This window comes from Enterococcus malodoratus (assembly GCF_027659535.1).
GTDB lineage: Bacteria > Bacillota > Bacilli > Lactobacillales > Enterococcaceae > Enterococcus_A > Enterococcus_A malodoratus.
In genome coordinates, this window is the sequence record NZ_JAQDPG010000005.1 from 14358 (window position 1) to 33489 (window position 19132).

Consider the following 19132-nt stretch of genomic DNA (forward strand, 5'->3'; position numbering starts at 1 on the left):
CCTGAGAAATAAAAATTCTCAGGAACGCTTTTTTTAAATAAGAAATTCGCTCTCTCCAGTTTCCAGATATTCTGCGATTGTTTTAGCCAGTAAAAAGGGCGAGTTCGGAATGGCATCTACAGTATCGCCGGCAAGATGAGACGTAATCACCAAATTATCTAACTTCAATAACGGATCATCTAACTGCATCGGTTCCTCCCACACAACATCAATTGCCGCTCCAGCAATCTTCCTTTTCCTTAACGCTTCAACAAACGCCGCTTTAGCAAGAATCCCTGGCCGAGCAGTGTTAATCAGATAGGCACTAGGCTTCATCAGCGCCAATAATTTCTCATCCACTAGATTTTCCGTCTCTGGCGTTACCCGCATATGCAGTGAAACAATATCCGCCTTCGCAAATAACTCATCTATAGAAACAAAAGTTAATTTAAGTCCTGATTTTATCACCTGCTTCTCATCAATAAATGGATCGTAAGCAATCACCTTTATCCCTAAATTATTAAGTCGCTGGGCAACCATCTTACCAATATGACCTAATCCAACTAACCCGACAGTTTGATCAGAAAGAGTGGTCCGATACGCATCATTCGGGAAATTTTTAGGCCACTCCCCCTGCATGACTGCCGCGTGAGAAAGGGCGATGTTTCTAGTGACCGTATAGATTAAACCGATAGTATAATCCGCAACCGGTTCGGCGTTCCGAATGACATGAATGACTGGAATTCCCTTTTTCTGTGCTGAGTTTATATCAATATGTTCGACCCCGCCGCGACAAGTACCAATCAGCTTTAAATTTTTCGCGCTTTCCAGCATCTTACGCGAAATCGGCGCGAGATGCACAAACAAGTACTCTGCATCGCCTAATTCCTCCATGATCCCTTCAGGAATAGCTACTGCTTCAGGCCCATTTTGTTCAATCACTTTCAATTTTCGTTGAAATTCTTCTGGCGAGTCATCCGCATACCACTCCAATGAAATAATTTCTACGGGTTCTGGAATGCCCATCGATACGACAGATTCCCTTAAAGTATTGACTGAGACAAAAGCATCCCCAACCACAATTACCTTACTCATTTTTCCACTCCCTCACTATTTCTCAAATCAACTTATTGTCCATAACTTGGAAAACGTTTGTGCACCTTAGCCATATCCGCCTCAGCTAATATCACCGGATCGCCTAAAAGCGAAGCTCCCACGTGGAGTCCTGCCAAACGTTCAATTTCACTCGCCACTGAAAAAGCCTCTTTTAATGTCGGTCCGCATGTCAGCAGCCCATGATTTGCTAGAAAGCAGGCATAGCGATCAATCATCGCTTCAAAGGCATACTCTGCCAACTCCTCTGTACCAAACGTTGCATATTTTGAGCAACGAACATCATTACCTCCCGCAACCGCTATCATATAATTGGTCGCTGGCAGATCTTTCCGACAGGTGGCAAGGATCGAACTAAATGTCGAATGGGCATGGACTACTGCACGAATCTCATTTCCGCGTTTTTGATAATTGATCAAATGCATTTGCCACTCACTGGATGGTTTACGCTTTCCTTCAATGATTTCCCCCGCAAGATTCAGTAATACGACATCCTCCTCAGTCATCTCAAAATAATCGATCCCACTCGGTGTAATTGCCATCAATTGCTTTTCCGGATCATAGATACTAATATTTCCTCCAGTTCCCGCCGTCAGCCCTGTCGAGATTAACTTCTTGCCATACTCAACCAGCAACGCTTTTTCCTTATCCATCATTTCAAATAACTCCTTTCTGAAATTATGTTCTTTAATAAGAAATATTTCTCTACAAAAAGACTATCACGCTTATGTATATTCGTCAATCGAGATCATAGGTTCTTATTACAGAAATTATTATCATTACATTGAATTTGATTTTAATTTATCTAAAATACTTATTTCGTCTAAAATTTCTATTCTCTGCTTTTCCCAATCGAATACTCCGTGGTATCATTTACTGAAAGTTGTTGTTCTGATAGGATCAAAAACAATCCAGACACAACTGGAAGATCTAATTACTTTTTTAAAATGAAGAATGAACTTAGGGAGATAAAATGAAGGGGTTAGTTTGTAAGTATTGCGGCGGGAATCATTTTACCAAAACCGCTGAAGGTTACGAGTGTGATTATTGCCATGCCGTATATGAAACGGATAGCGTTCCAGAAATAAAAGAGCCACGATCGACTAAAAAAAATGTGATCATTATTGCACTGGCTAGTATTTTTATACTTGTTTTTGCTAGTAGTTTTTTTATATTGCATTCAAACGAAAAGATAGCGACAAAAACAAGTCCATCCATCACTACTAAAGCGGGCAATTCAAACTCTGCTTATTCTGTCAGTCAATTAAAAAATCCAGAACGCAATGTACGAATTGCGGAACTCACTTTGAATCAAGAGGAGATCAAGCTGGCTAAGGTTTCCGCTAAAGAATATGGCGGTGAGGACCGCGAAGCGTTTGAGAGGCGGATTGCGAATGCGCAAAAAGAGCACGATTCGTTAAAAAAGAAGCGTCCAAAAACCGCCCCGAAAGCGGATATGATCATCGAAAATCCGAATTCCGAATTTGCCGTAACAACCTATTATCGCGAGGCAGGATTCTTAGCGGCCTATGGCCCAGAATTTGATCAATACTCTAGTGCAGATATTTTACGGATTTGGGGACAGCCGGATGAGATCATTACTGATACTGAACAGATCGGAGAAAACCTCGCAATCAAATCAGAAGAAAAAGGCGATGTTGTTTCCTATGAAACGAAAGTTCTGAGGGAGCAATGGCAGCAAGGAAAAATGACTTGGAGAGAAGTTAGAGCTTTTATCGCGTTAAACATCGATAATAGATACGCCGCTTATACGAAGGAATTCGTTTACGAAAAACAGGGGAAACCAAATGTCTATTTTAAAGAAGATCGCGTTGGCTATGTAACGCCGATAGTGAAATACGTCTCCTTTACTCGATTGCCAGAAAAGTATCCGCGCGCCGGACTGGGCAAATTCCCAGACGACTTCCCCGAAAACTATGGATCGGATGGACTTTATCATGAAAAATAAAGAATGTATGAACTGCGGCAGCACTAAATTTCATCAAGTCGAAAATGGCTGGAAATGCGATTATTGCGGCACGCTTTATTTGAACCCGCAAAAAGAGACTCAAACAAATAAGAGCAGTGGTCAACCTGCGCCGTCAAAAAAAAGAAAGCGGGTCATGATTAGTTTAGTTATCGCAATTCTTTTTATTATAGGGCCATTAAGCTACCTGTCGTTCAAAAGTAACAATGCGAATACGACTTCTTATGAACCAATCAAACCGGGTACAAATAATTCAGCAACAAAAGATTATCCAGGGGAATGGACCCAAGAAATCTATGACAGTATAAAAGTTGCAACGGAAGAGTATGATGCCGATAGTGAAAAATACTCTTTTGAGGGTGGATCAAGTTACGAAGAATTGGAAAAACTAGTGGGTAAACCCGATACGGTGACCAGCTGGGAAAAAGAAAACTATGGTATGCCGCCAAGGGCCATGGCCACTTGGAATAAAAACAAAGACGGGGATTATGCTGGAAATTCGATCAGCATCACTTATGAAAAGAAAACGATGATGATCACTGATAAAAACCATTAATGATCATTGGCTGATATATAAAATCCAATTTTCGCAAATGAACTGCAAAAAAATGGACCAAGCCTCCTTTATCGGGGCTTGGTCCATTTCATTTACTCTATTCTTCAAATTGCGAGTTATATAAGGAAGCATAAAGACCATTTTGAGCCAGTAACTCTTCGTGGCTGCCTTGTTCTTTGATGTCTCCGCCTTGCATATAAAGAATCTTATCTGCGTCTTTGATCGTTGACAGACGGTGAGCGATGACGAACGAGGTACGGCCTTTCATCAGGTTGTTCATAGCTTCTTGAATCAACCCTTCTGTCCGTGTATCCACAGATGAAGTCGCTTCATCCAAAATCAAGATCGGTTTATCCGCTAAAATCGCACGAGCGATCGTCAGCAATTGTTTTTGACCTTGAGAGATATTGGATGATTCTTCGTTCAATTCCATATCGTAACCACCAGGCAATGTCTTGATAAAGTGATCCACGTGTGCGGCTTTCGCTGCAGCGTATACTTCTTCATCCGTAGCATCCAAACGGCCATAGCGCAGGTTATCCATAATCGTACCTTTGAACAGCCAAGTGTCTTGCAAGACCATCCCGATATTTTTACGTAGATCGGCACGGTTGAAATCCTTAATGTTATGACCGTCAATTTTGATTGCACCAGAATTAACATCATAGAAACGCATCAACAATTTCACCATTGTCGTTTTACCTGCACCAGTTGGTCCAACAATCGCAACTGTCTGACCAGGATCAACATGAGAAGTAAAATCTTGGATGACAATCTTATCTGGTGTATAGCCGAATTGAACATGGTCGAAATCAACCATACCTTTAGCTTTATCGATTTGGACAGGATTTTCAGCTAATTGATCTTCTTCGTCTTCAGCTAAGAATTCAAAGACCCGTTCTGCTGCTGCTGCCATTGATTGCAGCATATTTGATACTTGCGCAAGCTGCGCAATTGGTTGTGTCAAGTTACGAACATATTGGATGAAGGCTTGGATATCCCCAACAGTAATCGTGCCATTGTAGGCCATGATCCCACCAAAAATCGCAACGCCGACATACCCTAGGTTTCCGACAAAGTTCATAATTGGCTGCATCAAGCCTGAAAGGAACTGTGATTTCCAAGCAGATTTGAATAATACATCGTTTTGTTCTTTAAATTCTTTCAACGAGTTCTCTTCGTCATTGAATAAACGGACGATAGTATAACCGCCGATTGTTTCTTCGACTTTCCCGTTGATTACACCAAGATATTCTTGTTGTGTCTTGAAGTATTTTTGCGAATTTTTCACAACGATCATAATCAATAAGAATGAGATTGGTACGATCAAGATCGCGATACCAGTCATCTTCACTGAGATCGACAGCATCATCACGATAACTCCGATGATGGTGAATGTCGACGTGATTAATTGCGTCAAACTTTGGTTCAGTGATTGTCCTAACGTATCCACATCGTTAGTGATACGTGATAGAACTTCCCCTGTTGTACGGCTCTCAAAATAATTCATTGGCATGCGGTCGATTTTTTCAGAGATCTCTTTACGCATCCGATAAGTGATCTTTTGCGAGATCGTCGACATGATCCAACCTTGAATGATCCCAAATAAGGAAGCAACCACATACAGTCCTAACATGAAGAGCAGGATGCCGCCGATTTTATCAAAATCGATCCCGCCGGTTCCTTGATACTTTTTGATTAATCCATTAAATAATTCGGTAATCGCCTTTGATAAGATCTTTGGTCCCCAAATATTGAAGATCGTTGAAGCAATCGCAAAGACCATTACAAAGAATACCGCGATTTTGTAGGCACCTAGATACGAAACTAATTTTTTAAGTGTTCCTTTGAAATCCTTAGCTTTTTCTACTGGTGCGCCCACTCGTCCAGGTCCGCCACCACGAGGGCGATTTTGTTTTTGTTCTTCTGCCATTCTTTTCGCTCCTCCTAATCCGCTTCTTCTATGCCTAATTCAGCATTGCTTAATTGTGACTGGGCAATTTCTTGATAGACAGTTGATGATTCCATCAAATCTTCGTGACGACCTTGCGCTACGACGCGTCCTTCATCTAAGACGATAATGTTATCCGCATGCAGGATCGTAGAGATTTTTTGTGCCACGATGATTTGCGTTACGTCTTTGACATTTTCTGCCAAAGCTTTTCGCAATGTAACATCCGTCTTGTTATCAAGAGCAGAGAAGGAATCATCGAAGATTAAAATCTTAGGATCTTTCGCTAATGCACGAGCGATGGACAGACGTTGTTTTTGCCCGCCGGAAACATTCGTTCCGCCTTGAGAAATCTCACGGTCAAATCCTTTGTCATTGGCATTGATAAATTCTTCCGCTTGCGCGATTTCAGCGGCTTTTTTCATTTGTTCATCAGAGATGCTGGCATCGCCAAATTTAATATTCGAGGCGATATCTCCTGAAAATAGTACCCCTTTTTGTGGTACGAATCCCATAATTTCGTGTAATTTATGCAGGCTCATTTCACGAATATCGACGCCATCAATCGTGATACGTCCACCAGTCACATCAAAGAGACGAGGAATCAAATTCACGATCGTTGACTTCCCTGAACCCGTCGAACCGATTAACGCCGTCGTCTGACCTGGCTTAGCCGTGAAATTGATATGATGCAGCACATCCGCATCAGCGTCTCCATAACGGAATTGCACACCTTCAAATTTCACTATACCCTTGAAGTCATGGTCATCTTTTGGCTGTTCTGGATCTTTAATCGTTGGTTCGGTACTAAGCACTTCATCCACACGACCAGCAGCCACATTTGATCGAGGTAAAATAATCGATACCATCGACAACATCATGAAGGCCATAACGATCTGCATCGTGTACGTGATGAACGCCATCATATCACCAACTTGCAATTGGCCGTTATTCATATTGTGTCCGCCGACCCACACGATCAAGACTGAAATACCGTTCATCAAAAGCATCATGATTGGCATCATCAATGACATCGCACGGTTAACAAACATTTGTGTCTTCATTAAATTCGTATTGGCTACATCGAAACGTTCTTCTTCGTATTTTTCACGAGAAAACGCACGGATAACAGGTAGTCCTGTAATAATTTCGCGAGAAACCAAGTTCACTCGATCGACTAAGTTTTGCAGAGCTTTAAATTTCGGCATTGTTGTTAGTAATAACGTTAAGACTAGAACTAAAACGGCTGCTACCGCCACACCGACGATCCAACCCATACCGGTTCCTGTCTTGTAGACCCGATAAACCCCGCCGATACCTAAGATCGGAGCGTACAGAACCATTCGCATGATCATAACGATCCCCATTTGGATCTGTTGAATATCATTTGTATTCCGTGTAATTAACGAAGCCGGAGAGAATTTTTCCATTTCATTATTTGAAAAGGCTAATGTCCGTTCGTATTGTCCTACACGAAGGTTTTTACCAACGGTCGCTGCCACTAATGAAGCAATCAAACCAACGATGATCGCTGCCACTGCTGATAAAAGTGTCAACCCGATCATTTTAGTTCCCGTCTTGATCATATAATCCGTTTGAATTTGCTTCGTATTCACATTCAAGGCTTTGTATTCCGCCAGAGTCAATTGAATTCCTACAGTCTTCAATGAATCTGAGCCTAAGTCACCTAAGCTTTCTTTCGTTGCTTTACGAGCGGCTTCAACTTTGGCTGGGATCGCATCGTTCTTCGCTTTGATCGACTCACCCAGTTTTTGAGCTTCCGCACCTTTTGCTTGGGCTTGGGCAGCTAGTTCTTGTGCTTCTGCGCCTTTAGCCGCTGCAGTCGCACCATCCGTTGCAGTTGCGGCTTCTTGTCCTGCCGCCTGGGCTTGTTCACCTAGCGCTTTTGCTTCTTTTCCTAAGGCTTGTGCCTGAGCAGCTTCTTTGGAAATCGCTGTGTAATCATTGATCACTTCTTTCGCTTCTTTTGAATTGCTTGAGTCCTTTGAGCGAGTGGAAGCAATCATCATCATTGGCAGATTAAAGATTTTTGCTAATTTCTCTTTTGTCATGCCTTTTTGAAGGTCTAATTTATAAATATCAACTTTTTTACCATCAACGGTTTGAGTTGCTTCTTTATAATTATCTTTGATTGTCTGCTTCTCTTTATCGGTCATGAAAATCTCAATCCCTTGAAGCGTTGATTTTCTAATTTTGTCCGGAGTCGACTGTTCAAGTCCTCCTTGTTGGATACCAACATCGACGATATCCGATGTTAAGCTTGGCAAGCTCAGGTCGCTAGACGCTTGCACGATTAGAAGTAAAAATACGGCGAGAATCGCATACCAGTATTTACCAAGATATTTAAAAATCTTCACTATTGATCACTTTCCCCTTCCATAGATAATTTTTTAGAGTAGTCGACAAACTTAGCAGTTAATTCGAGGTATTTTTTGGTGTCATCTTCACCCATAAGTTCAAACACTCGAATGATTTTATTGCGCATTTCTTGCTTCTCAGCTTTCGCTGCTTTTCTTCCGCTGTCGGTTAAACTAACATTAATTCGTCGACGATCATCGGGATCCATCGTTCGACTAATTAGTCCGCGTTTTTCTAAGTTTCCCAACACAGCTGCGATCCGAGCGGTGGATAAATTCAACGTCTCAGCCAACTGTTTCGGATTGGTCGGCTCACCTAATCGATCAAGCACCTTAATGACGATATTAGCACCTTTGCTGCTCTTTTCGATCTTGCTGAACGCACCGTGGCGGTTTTGAACCAGCAGCTGCATAAGCTCGCGTTCTGCTTCTTCTGCGAATGTCATAAGACTTCTCCTTTTCTTAAAAATAATTTCTCTCTCATTAATACCTAATAGTGTTAGTAATTAATGCTGTTTGATATTACCTCTAATAAAAAGGAAAATCAACCCTTTTTACTCAAAAAAAAGATGAATACGTTTTAAATTATGATACTTTGACTTTTTTTTAAAAAGTAGCGGATCAGACTAAAAAAAAGAATGTGCCAAAATAACAGGCACATTCTCTAATCCAAAGAAATACTTGTCGCTATTTCTTCAAATGATAATTGTAAGTACTAATAATGATATCGTCACGATACGACAAACGGAAACGTAAGCGTAAAGCTGTTTGGTTATGCAAGGAACGTTTCCACGTTCTGTTTGGTACAAACTCTGGAATCAAAACAGTCGTCGTGTAATTATGTTGTTTCGCATTTTTACTGATGCGGTCTACATAACGGCTGACTGGATTTACGATCGAACGATACGGCGAACGAACGACTGAAAAACGTACGTCTGGGAATTTCTCCCGGAACTCATGACGAATCTCCCGTTCTTTTTCTTCGTTTTCTTCTAAAGAAACATGCATCGCGATCACATAGTCCCCGATTGAACGTGCATAGTTAATCGCACCAATATTTACTTGGGTCACATTACCAACTAAAACGATAACTGTGTTTCCGTCATAATCATGTAATTCTACATCATCTACCAAGCGCAGTTGTTCTGCAACATTCTTATAATGTTCATGAACCTTGTAGAACGCATAAATCAAAATCGGCATAATGATAAAGAACGGCCAAATATCCGGCAATCGGTAAACAAATAGAATCACGACAATGGCAAACGAGATCAACGCGCCAATGATATTCGCAATAGATTTTCTGATCCAATGATGCCCTTCTTTGCGCCATTTCAAAACCATCCCAGTTTGCGACAAAGTAAATGGAATGAATACACCCACTGAGTACAATGGAATCAAACGTTCAGTGGAACCTTGGAAGATCAAAAGTAATACGATCGAACCTAACGCCAATGTGATGATCCCGTTAGAGTAACCTAACCGATCTCCACGATCTTGGTAACGGTGCGGCAAAAATTTATCTTTTGCCAAATTGTAGGCCAACACTGGAAAGGCAGAAAACCCAGTATTTGCGGCTACCGCTAAAATCAACGCCGTCACGAATTGCAATACATAGTACATAATCCCTTTACCAAAGACGGCTTCCCCAACTTGTGATAAAACCGTTACTTCAGTCGTTGGTACAATTCCCAGCCAAAAGTTTAAAAATGTAATTCCTGTGAAGAAGAAGCCTAAAATCAACCCCATCATGGCTAAGGTGCCTGCTGCATTTTTTGCCCGCGGTTTCTTAAAGAAGGGAACCGCATTACTAATAGCTTCTACACCTGTTAATGAAGATGAGCCAGAAGAAAAGGCCCGTAATAGAAGCGCCATAGTGACGCCGGGTACTACTGTTCCAACTTGAGCCGTGGAATGCAGTGGTTCCATCCCCGTCACTATTTTCACGAGACCAACAACGATCAAAATGGTAATCACAGCAATAAAGCTGTAGACCGGAACCATCAGAAGTCCCGCACTCTCCCGCAAACCGCGTAAATTCATCAACATCAATAATAGAACAATAATAACGGAAATCAGGACGCGATGATTATACAAGGCCGGGATCGCAGAAGCAATCGCTTCAGCACCAGCGGATACAGATACCGCCACAGTCAGCATGTAATCGACCAGAAGCGAGCCGCCGGCAATCAAACCAGCATTTTTGCCTAGATTCTCACTACTAACGACATAGGCGCCGCCGCCATGAGGATAGGCATGAATAATTTGACGATAAGACAGAATCAATGATGCTAATAAAACTAAAACGACTATCGCAATCGGTAATGAATACCAAATCGCCGCAGCTGATAAGGTGACTAGAACAACAACGATCTGTTCTGTCCCATAAGCCACAGAAGATAACGCATCTGAGGAAAGCAGCGCCAGAGCCGCGAAACGCGACAAGTTTTGATCGTCATTTTCAGACGACTTTAAAGGCCGGCCAACCAGCAAGCGTTTAAGATAATTCACTAGACTCACTCCTTTAAATAAAATGCAAACAAGCGAAATATTACTCGCACTCAAACCAAATGTCAATGTTTTTTTCAACGACTTTTCATAACCTAAGTAAAACATGAAAACAGGCAAAACAACAGTAATACGCTGTTGCCTTGCCTGTCATATTTTATCAGCTGAATGCTGTTCAATTCCTTATTTACCTAACCCGCTAAAACAGAGAAAGTAAACAACTTTTACGCAATGCCTAAGCTCATTTTATGAAAATGAAATTTCTTAAAACGAGTTAGTCAAAGTCGCTAGTATTCGACTATTCAAAATTAATGGAAAATCTTGCTTTCGTGAGCGACTTTTGTCAGTTTCGTCAAATGTGGTTGCAGCACAGGATAAGCCCATGTTCCTAAAATACCAAATACGATGAAAAGAACAATCATGATAATGATATCTTGGGTCGCATTTGGCCAATAGATTCCCCCCGCGCTCTCACGTAATAGATTAACTGCGTGAGTAAACGGCAGCCAAGGATTGACTGCTTGGAAGAACTTGCCTGAAACTTGGATCGGATAATTCCCGCCCCCGCCGGATATCGAAAGTACGAGAATGATAATCGCGATTCCTTTTCCGACCGTTCCAAAGAGCGCGACTAGTACGTAAACGATCATCATGAAGGCCAGAGCAACCAAGACTGCAAAGAGCACACTGTATACCGGATTCTTCACATAGACACCTAATAAGAACATATTTCCTAGCGTTACGATCAAGGCCTGACCGACACTCACTACCAAATAGGTCAACATTCGGGCACCGAATTGTTCACGCTTCGTGTATTTGCCGCGATCCTTTTTATCAAGGGCGAACTCGGTTGTTGTGACACTTGAGAATAATACCGCACCAACCCAGAGACACAACGCTGTGTAGAATGGTGTACTAGCCGAACCGTTATTCGCGATCGGATACATCGTATTGGTCTGTAGATCCACCGGATTCGTAAAGAAATCACTTTCCTTTTGCGCATCCAATTTCAGCAGCTTCAAGACCTGACCGAAATCAATCGTCTCTTCACCCTTGCCGATGGCATTCGCGGCTTTTTGGATCCCGCTGCGTAATGATGGCCAGTCGTTTTTAATCAAGTCAGTTGCCAGATTTAAGGCACTCTCAACTTCCGGCATTTTATCATTAACTACTTTTAGACCGCCAGTTAAATCCTTTTTCACACCTGGCCAGTCATTTTGCATAAAGTTAGCAGCCAGAGTCAATTTTTGTTCGACAACGGGCAATTCATTGTTATAAAGATCAACACCTGTATTAATACCATTGACGATCTCATTCATGTGTCCATTTAATAAAACATTGGCGTCATGAACTTCTTGTCTGATCGCCGGCATTTGTTTTTGATATTTCTCCAAGAAGGTAATCGCATTGCTGACGGTTCCTTCTGTCGAATTCAATAATGAAGCAAAATCGATTTGCTGCGCTTGATTCAAGACCCCTTGAGCAGTCGTAATCGTATTGATTAATTTATCAAGGATTGTGCTGACCGTTTGACCGATTTGTTTAGCATTGATGCCGTTGACAAACCCAGCTATTCTTTCTGCAGCATCGTTTATCTCGCGCAAATATTTTTTTGCATTTTCAGGAGTACTATTTTGAACTAAATCATTTAGATGTCCAAAACGATTACTTAGTTCACCTAAAGAATTTTTCAGATCTCCCAATTGACCAATGATCGTACTTAAGTTTTGACTTGCCTCCGTATTGCCATTATCGTCAGCAGTTTTCTTTAAATCAGTCAAAAATTGATTAAGTTTATCGATGGCTGTTTGTTGATCTGCTAAATTACTTTGGAAATCACTGATGATTGAAGCGATATGTGCTTTTTCATCTGGTGTTAGTTCTTCCTTATCTAATAAAGCAGATAGATCTCCAGTAATCGACTGTGTGGTTGAGGCCACTTGACCGATCGATTCCAGCGTCACCTGAACACTGCTTGAAATACTTGGTACGGCAGTCTTCAACTTTTCAGCGCCGTCCTTCGTAGTGTTCGCCAGATCGTCCGCTTGATTTCCCAGCTTTTGAATATCTGGCAGAATCGTTTGGACTTGACGGATAATGTTCAACCCTTGTTTGGCTTCATTGATTCCGTCGTTCATCGTTTTTTCGATCTCCGAAAAATCATTATCCACTTGTGCAAGCTGATTTCCAGCCTGCTGAATCTCAGGGATTTTTTGTTGCAAGGTCAAAATGACACTAGCCTGTCTTTTGATCTCAGGCATCTTTTGATTCAAGGTAATCAATTTTTGGCCCATTTCATCAACTTGCGGCAAATAAGTTTGTATCTCATTGGCCTTTGCCAATTTTTCTTTCAGCTCAGGCAATTTACCTTGAACTTGTACGACTTCTTGCGTGTATTTATCAATCTCGCCTAAATTATCATTGGTCGTCAAAATCAAGTTTTTGACTTTGTTAATGCTAAGCAAGTTGGCATCAATATCGTAGCCGATCTCGTTAAAGACCTTCAACAGCGTCGAGCTTGCCGTCTTGATAAATTCTTGACTGATCTCTTGCTGGATCGAGCCAGCCCCCTTATCGGTGATCTTAGGCGCAATGGCGTTGATTTTTTGGTTCAAGTAATACTCGATCTTCGGCTTTTGAATCTCCCCAGAAGTAAAACTCAATAAGTCCTTAGAGAATTCTTTTGGTAAATAGATACCCGCATAATATTTACCCGACTTCACACCTTCAACAACTTGTTCCTTTGAGTCGACAAACCGCCAGCCCAACTGTTTATTCTCGTGAAGATTCTTAACGACTTCCTTACCGATCTCAACGTCTTTATCTTGAAACTTCGCTCCAGTATCAGCACTGTAGACCGCAATCGGCAACTCACCAGTGTTTGAATAAGGATCCCATAATGCTTTGATGTTGAACCATGCATAAAGGGATGGAATGATGACCAATGCAGCCATCAGAAAAATGGCGATCGGATTTTTAAAAACTCGTCGCCAATCTAATTTGAAAAGACTCCATGTATGTTTAAGAGATTGAAAAACTTTCATTGATTTCACCTACTATTTTTTCTCGCTGAACTACTGTAGCACGGAATTTCGGCTAATTTCAATTCTAGTGGGCGTCTGAAATCACCTTTTTTGACATTCCTAACGATTTGTCACAATTGTATCCCTTTTCACCCATGAAATACTAAAGAAATGCTTAAAGACTAAGGTTCTTTATCTTTATAAACCGATCCAAGAGTTGGTCCGTCAGCTCCTCGATTTGATCTAAATCACCTTTTTCTTCTGATATATTTAAGATGGGGGTTACTTCCAAGTCTCGTAAACGAATCGGCTGGACTCGATTACCTTCTTGCCGCAGCGTTACCTCTGGATGAGGTATTTTATCGCCGCATGGTCCTGCCGCTAGATAGGCCATTTGATACCCATCCTCACTTGGCCGCACGCGATAATAGCCGTCAGCTAAATCTTCGGTTCCTTCGTAGTTTGCTTTTACTAATAACCATTTTTGTTGGTCCATGTTATTCCGCCTTTTTAATGATGATTTTTCCGGCTAACGGGTGCCCCTCCAATGTCTCGTGACCCGCAACCACACTCTCTAAAGTAAATGGCAGCACTTCGGCAACGGTTAACTGAATTTTGTCTGCTAAATCTGTCAACGCCGTCAATGCTTCAACATCGGAATAATCTTTTGAAGGACCGAAAGATAAATAATTTCCCGTTTTCTTTTGTTCACTAGGCAAATCATTCAATGCGACGAAATTTCCACCAGTTTTCATAATCTGCATACCGGCTTCACCAGCACGTCCGCCTTTTGTCGCGTCGATCACGGTATCCGCTTGATCAGCAAAGATCGCTCCCGCGTCTTCTTCATCGTAAGCAGCGAATTGATCCGCTCCGATTTGACGAACCAGCGCTTCGTTCCGTTTAGATGCCGAAGCCAAAACCGTTTTTCCTTGAACCTTTAAGAATTGAACTAGCAGTGAGCCGACAGCTCCCGAAGCACCTTGGATCATAACCGTCTCACCGATCTTATCTCCTACTAAATGAGTCACTAGATTGTAGGTTGTCAACCAAGGGGTCACTGCTCCAGCCGCTACTTCCCACGACATTGATTTTGGTTTCTTCACGAGTTTCTTTTCAGGGACGACTATTTCTTCGCCGTACGTTCCACCTACTGCGTGAACGATTACTTCATCGCCGACTTTTACATGCGTCACATCACTGCCGACTTCCGTCACAACTCCTGCACCATCATTTCCTAATACATAAGGAAACTTTAGCGTACGAAAATCACGGATCGCTCCTTGGCGTAAGGCAACATCGTAAGGATTAATTGCAAAGGCCGCTAACGCTACTCGAACATGGGTATCATCGACTGGACGAGGTTCCGCCTCGATTTCGGTCAACACATCTTTCGCTGTTCCATAATCTTTTATCGCAAAACGTTTCATCTTCATACATCCTCTCTAATGGCTATCATTGGTTGGAAACGAATTCCAGAGACTGTTTCTTCTTGGCCTTGAAGTCGGAAGCCTAACTTTTCATAAGCAGGTACAGCGTACGGAGAAGAATTGACAGTCAGCTTTTTCGGTTTCAGTTCTAAAAGCATTGTCTGATACATCTGCTTCGCGATTCCTTGTCGATGATAAGCTTCGTCTACAAAAAGCAGTGCAATGTGTTCAGGCAAGCGGACGGCTAATACGCCTACAATCTTTTGATTAACTTTTCCGCACCAAAGCTGCACTTGATTTGCACGAACTTCTTTTTCAAGCTCTTCATCCAAATAGGTCATAAAATGCGTAATGCCTTCCTCAGAATAATCCGGTGCCTCAAAAGTCGTGAACACTTTTTTGATCAATTCCTTAACATCAGATAATTCTGACAACACCAATCGTGAAATTTCACTCTTCATAGCCTCGCTTCCTCTCCAAACCTTTCTTTCATTGTAGCGATTATCCGTCACTTGTTCCAACAAAAAGGCATGTCTCACATAAGTAAGACACGCCTTTTACATAGTTGCTAATCCAATTCAACTTTTCCTGTATACAATTGATAATACATTCCATGCTCAGTCAATAAGCTCTCATGATCACCGCGCTCGATGATTCGACCGTGATCCATCACCATGATGACATCGGAATTTTGAATCGTCGATAACCGATGGGCGATAACAAAAACAGTTCGACCTTCCATCAGGCGATCCATTCCCGATTGGACAATTCCTTCTGTTCGAGTATCAATACTGGAAGTCGCTTCGTCCAAGATCATCACCGGTGGATCAGCGATCGCCGCACGGGCGATTGCCAGCAACTGCCGCTGCCCCTGAGACAGGCCTTCCCCATCGCCAGTAATCACAGTATCGTATTTATCTGGTAAATGCCGGATAAAGGTGTCCGCATTCGACAATTTCGCCGCTTGATAAACTTCTTCATCCGTTGCACTTAAGTTCCCGTAACGAATATTCTCTTTAACCGTCCCGGTAAATAAATGTGTATCTTGTAAAACAATTCCCAAAGAAGAGCGTAAAGAATTCTTTTTGATTTTCTTTACATTGACTCCGTCATAACGGATTTTTCCTTCTTGAATATCATAAAAGCGGTTGATCAGATTAGTTATGGTCGTCTTACCAGCACCTGTTGCGCCGACAAAGGCAACTTTTTGACCCGGCTCCGCATATAGATTGATATCATGCAATACTAGCTGATCATCGTTGTAGCCAAAATTAACGTCTTCAAACCGGACATCGCCGGTTAATCGAACATAAGAAGTCGTCCCATCTTCGTGGGGATGTTTCCATGCCCAAATCCCAGTCCGTTCATTGGTCTCAATTAATTCACCGTTAACTTCTTTCACATTCACCAGCGTCACATAACCTTCGTCAACCTCCGATTCTTCATCTAATAATTGGAAAATTCGATCGGCACCGGCTAAGGCCATGATAACAAAATTGATTTGCTGAGAAATTTGACTGATTGGACCATTCAATGATCGACTCAATTGCAGGAATGAAGCAATCATTCCGACTGTCAACGCGGAAACGCCGTAAACAGCGAATAACCCTCCGATAATTGCCACTAGAACGTATTGAATATTCAACAAATTCATCATGATCGGCATCAACGTGTTCGCCGTAGCATTGGCCTTCGTCGCACTTTCTTGCAGCTGGTCATTGATCACGTCAAATTCTTTCATTGCGGCTTTTTCGTGATTGAAGATCTTCACCACTTTTTGGCCGTGCATCATTTCTTCAATATATCCATTGACCTTCCCTAAGGAACGCTGCTGCTCGCCAAAATATCTGCCGCTGCGATTCGTGATAAAGCGCAGCATCACAAACATCAATGAAACGGAGACAATCACAAAACACGTCAAAGGAATGCTTAAAGAGAACATTGCGATGAATACAGAAACAAAGGTTACAAATGCCATCATCAAGTTTGGGATACTTTGCGAAATCATTTGACGTAGTGTGTCGGTATCATTCGTAAAGTGACTCATGATATCCCCGTCAGCATTCGAATCAAAATACCCTAAAGGCAAGGTTTCTAAATGCTCAAACATCTGATCGCGAATTTTCTTCTGCGTTCCCTCTGAAACCTTCACCATGATTAAGTTATATGAAAGTGTCCCAATAATCCCAACAACATAAATCATCGCCATCGTCAAAATCGCCTTCAGCAATCCCGTAAAATTTGGATTGCTTTGTCCGATCAGCGGTGTGACATAATCATCGATCACGACTTGTAAGAACAATGATCCTCGTACATTGGCAAAAGCACTAAGCAGGATCATGAAAAAGACAATTATCAATTGAACCTTGTGTTCCTTGGCCATAATTTTTAACAAGCGCTTGATCGTTTTTATTGGACTGGATTTGGTTGCAGGTCTTTTATTCATCATGATCACCAAATCCTTTCTGTTGTGAATCAAAGACTTCTTGATAAATCACATTAGTTGCCAAAAGGTCATCGTGAGTTCCGATACCATTTATTTTCCCGTCATCTAACACAATAATCCGGTCAGCGTCCTGAATAGAGCTGATTCGCTGAGAGATGATAAAGGTTGTCGTTCCTGGAATTTCCTCCGTTAACCCTTCACGAATGGCCCGATCCGTTTTCGTATCTACCGCACTAGTGGAATCATCCAAGATCAAAATTTTTGGCTTTTTCAATAGCGCACGAGCAATGGTCAAACGTTGTTTCTGTCCACCAGAAACATTATTCCCACCTTCAGAAATCATCGTGTCATATTTATTAGGAAACTCTTGAATGAAGGAATCCGCTTGCGCGATCGTCGCTGCATGAACGACTTCCTCTTCCGTTGCTTTATCATCACCCCACCGTAAGTTGTCCTTGATGGTGCCGCTGAATAAGACATTGTTTTGCAGAACCATCCCGACTTGATCCCTTAACGTTTCCAGATCATAGCTGCGTACATCATGTCCGCCAACTTTGATCTCTCCGTGAGTGACATCATAAAGTCGAGGAATTAATTGGACCAGACTAGATTTTGAGCTCCCAGTACCGCCGACAATCCCGATTACCTCACCAGAATCAATCTTTAGATCAATGTTTTCTAAGACCAATTTATCCATGTCGTCTTTATAACTGAAACAAACATTTTTAAACTCCACCGAGCCATCTGGCACTTCCGTTAATGGCGCGTCCCCATTTTTCAGATCACTTTCTTCATTAAGTACTTCCGTGATCCGTTCAGCAGATGTTCGCGCGATCATCAATTGAACAAAGGTCATAGACATCATCATCAAGCTCATTAAAATTTGCATCGTGTAATTGAACATACTGACCAATTCACCCGTCGTCAAACTGCCTTTATTTACGATCAATTCTGCACCCAACCACGAAAGCAGCAACATACAAGTATAGACCGCAATTTGTAAAAGGGGCATATTGAAGGCAACGATCCGCTGTGCTTTAGTAAAATTGTCAAAGACCATTTTAGATACACGACTGAATTTTTCTTCTTCATAATCTTCTCGAACATAAGATTTTACGACACGGATACCTTGAAGATTTTCGTGCACAACATTGTTCAACCGATCGTACGTCCGAAAAACTTTTTCAAACAAAGGATGAGCAAAGCGAATAATCAGACCAAGTCCTACGATCATAATCGGTACAATCACTAAATAGATCATCGATAACTCCCGATTAATATGAAAGGTCATTACTAAAGAAAAAATCAAAATCAAGGGGGATCGCACTAAAATTCGAATCGTCATTTGATAAGCATTTTGTACGTTCGTTACATCCGTCGTTAAACGAGTGATCAAACTTGAACTTGAAAATCGATCAATATTCGAAAAAGAAAAACTTTGAATCCGTTCAAACAGATTATGACGTAGATTTTTAGCAAAACCTGCCGAAGCGATCGCAGCTGTTCGCCCCCCTAACGTCCCCATCCCCAGCGCAAACAGGGCACACAAAAAGAGCAGTCCGCCATAGCGCAAGATCGTATTCGTATCACTTTTTTCGATCCCGTTATCGATTAAACCAGCCATGATTAGCGGCATAATCACGTCCATCAAAACTTCTCCCATCGTAAATAGAGGAGTTTGCAAGCTCTGCTTCTTATATTCACCGACATTCGCCAGTAATTTTTTTAACATATAGTCACGTCCTTTCATTAACAATAGCT

14 protein-coding genes are annotated in these 19132 nt (G+C 41.8%); 2 read left to right on the top strand and 12 right to left on the bottom strand.

All coding sequences use genetic code 11. The features are described from left to right. Positions 1 to 33 precede the first annotated feature (33 nt). A complete protein-coding gene (locus PGP85_RS09200; protein ID WP_270327218.1) occupies positions 34 to 1074 on the bottom strand; it encodes a 2-hydroxyacid dehydrogenase in 1041 nt (346 codons plus the stop codon). A 32-nt stretch (positions 1075 to 1106) separates the two neighbouring features. Beyond that, a complete protein-coding gene (locus tag PGP85_RS09205) occupies positions 1107 to 1748 on the bottom strand; it encodes an L-fuculose-phosphate aldolase (protein ID WP_270327220.1) in 642 nt (213 codons plus the stop codon). A gap of 317 nt (positions 1749 to 2065) precedes the next feature. Between PGP85_RS09205 and PGP85_RS09210 the strand changes: the two genes are divergently transcribed. Beyond that, positions 2066 to 3061, top strand: a complete 996-nt coding sequence (locus PGP85_RS09210) for a DUF4947 domain-containing protein (protein WP_270327222.1) — start codon at positions 2066 to 2068, stop codon at positions 3059 to 3061. Then, on the top strand, positions 3051 to 3635 hold the full coding sequence (locus tag PGP85_RS09215; RefSeq protein ID WP_270327226.1) for a hypothetical protein: 585 nt from the start codon (positions 3051 to 3053) through the stop codon (positions 3633 to 3635). Before PGP85_RS09210 ends, PGP85_RS09215 begins: the two co-directional genes overlap by 11 nt. 97 nt (positions 3636 to 3732) lie before the next feature. On the opposite strand, the gene PGP85_RS09220 is transcribed toward PGP85_RS09215, so the two are convergent. The 10 genes from PGP85_RS09220 to PGP85_RS09265 form a co-directional block, all read right to left on the bottom strand. Beyond that, the gene (locus PGP85_RS09220) at positions 3733 to 5568 is read right to left on the bottom strand and encodes an ABC transporter ATP-binding protein (protein WP_010742829.1); all 1836 of its coding nucleotides are present in this window, start codon (positions 5566 to 5568) and stop codon (positions 3733 to 3735) included. A gap of 14 nt (positions 5569 to 5582) precedes the next feature. Then, positions 5583 to 7964 carry an ABC transporter ATP-binding protein gene (locus PGP85_RS09225; RefSeq protein WP_251865402.1) on the bottom strand — a complete coding sequence of 794 codons (2382 nt, stop codon included), beginning with the start codon at positions 7962 to 7964 and terminating at the stop codon, positions 5583 to 5585. Continuing rightward, entirely contained in the window at positions 7964 to 8410 is a 447-nt protein-coding gene (locus PGP85_RS09230; protein WP_090407902.1) for a MarR family winged helix-turn-helix transcriptional regulator, read from the bottom strand. Before PGP85_RS09230 ends, PGP85_RS09225 begins: the two co-directional genes overlap by 1 nt. 241 nt (positions 8411 to 8651) lie before the next feature. Beyond that, positions 8652 to 10475 carry an APC family permease gene (locus tag PGP85_RS09235; protein ID WP_010742826.1) on the bottom strand — a complete coding sequence of 608 codons (1824 nt, stop codon included), beginning with the start codon at positions 10473 to 10475 and terminating at the stop codon, positions 8652 to 8654. 305 nt (positions 10476 to 10780) lie between these two features. Then, on the bottom strand, positions 10781 to 13516 hold the full coding sequence (locus PGP85_RS09240; RefSeq protein WP_270327233.1) for a YhgE/Pip domain-containing protein: 2736 nt from the start codon (positions 13514 to 13516) through the stop codon (positions 10781 to 10783). 154 nt (positions 13517 to 13670) lie between these two features. Beyond that, positions 13671 to 13991: a hypothetical protein gene (locus PGP85_RS09245; RefSeq protein ID WP_270327235.1), complete on the bottom strand. Its 321-nt coding sequence runs from the start codon at positions 13989 to 13991 to the stop codon at positions 13671 to 13673. Between the two features lies 1 nt (position 13992). Then, positions 13993 to 14925, bottom strand: a complete 933-nt coding sequence (locus PGP85_RS09250; RefSeq protein ID WP_270327238.1) for an NADP-dependent oxidoreductase — start codon at positions 14923 to 14925, stop codon at positions 13993 to 13995. Positions 14926 to 14927: 2 nt separating this feature from the next. Continuing rightward, positions 14928 to 15386, bottom strand: a complete 459-nt coding sequence (locus PGP85_RS09255) for a GNAT family N-acetyltransferase (protein ID WP_270327241.1) — start codon at positions 15384 to 15386, stop codon at positions 14928 to 14930. A gap of 107 nt (positions 15387 to 15493) precedes the next feature. Then, the gene (locus tag PGP85_RS09260; RefSeq protein WP_270327242.1) at positions 15494 to 17374 is read right to left on the bottom strand and encodes an ABC transporter ATP-binding protein; all 1881 of its coding nucleotides are present in this window, start codon (positions 17372 to 17374) and stop codon (positions 15494 to 15496) included. Continuing rightward, positions 17364 to 19103: an ABC transporter ATP-binding protein gene (locus PGP85_RS09265; RefSeq protein WP_270327243.1), complete on the bottom strand. Its 1740-nt coding sequence runs from the start codon at positions 19101 to 19103 to the stop codon at positions 17364 to 17366. Before PGP85_RS09265 ends, PGP85_RS09260 begins: the two co-directional genes overlap by 11 nt. Positions 19104 to 19132 lie beyond the last annotated feature (29 nt).

Excerpts from the sequence above, each read along its gene's own strand:
- PGP85_RS09200 (WP_270327218.1), bottom strand. The coding sequence starts at position 1,074 with ATGAGTAAGGTAATTGTGGTTGGGGATGCTTTTGTCTCAGTCAATACT.
- PGP85_RS09205 (WP_270327220.1), bottom strand. The coding sequence starts at position 1,748 with ATGATGGATAAGGAAAAAGCGTTGCTGGTTGAGTATGGCAAGAAGTTA.
- PGP85_RS09210 (WP_270327222.1), top strand. The coding sequence starts at position 2,066 with ATGAAGGGGTTAGTTTGTAAGTATTGCGGCGGGAATCATTTTACCAAA.
- PGP85_RS09215 (WP_270327226.1), top strand. The coding sequence starts at position 3,051 with ATGAAAAATAAAGAATGTATGAACTGCGGCAGCACTAAATTTCATCAA.
- PGP85_RS09220 (WP_010742829.1), bottom strand. The coding sequence starts at position 5,568 with ATGGCAGAAGAACAAAAACAAAATCGCCCTCGTGGTGGCGGACCTGGA.
- PGP85_RS09230 (WP_090407902.1), bottom strand. The coding sequence starts at position 8,410 with ATGACATTCGCAGAAGAAGCAGAACGCGAGCTTATGCAGCTGCTGGTT.
- PGP85_RS09240 (WP_270327233.1), bottom strand. The coding sequence starts at position 13,516 with ATGAAAGTTTTTCAATCTCTTAAACATACATGGAGTCTTTTCAAATTA.
- PGP85_RS09245 (WP_270327235.1), bottom strand. The coding sequence starts at position 13,991 with ATGGACCAACAAAAATGGTTATTAGTAAAAGCAAACTACGAAGGAACC.
- PGP85_RS09250 (WP_270327238.1), bottom strand. The coding sequence starts at position 14,925 with ATGAAACGTTTTGCGATAAAAGATTATGGAACAGCGAAAGATGTGTTG.
- PGP85_RS09255 (WP_270327241.1), bottom strand. The coding sequence starts at position 15,386 with ATGAAGAGTGAAATTTCACGATTGGTGTTGTCAGAATTATCTGATGTT.
- PGP85_RS09260 (WP_270327242.1), bottom strand. The coding sequence starts at position 17,374 with ATGATGAATAAAAGACCTGCAACCAAATCCAGTCCAATAAAAACGATC.
- PGP85_RS09265 (WP_270327243.1), bottom strand. The coding sequence starts at position 19,103 with ATGTTAAAAAAATTACTGGCGAATGTCGGTGAATATAAGAAGCAGAGC.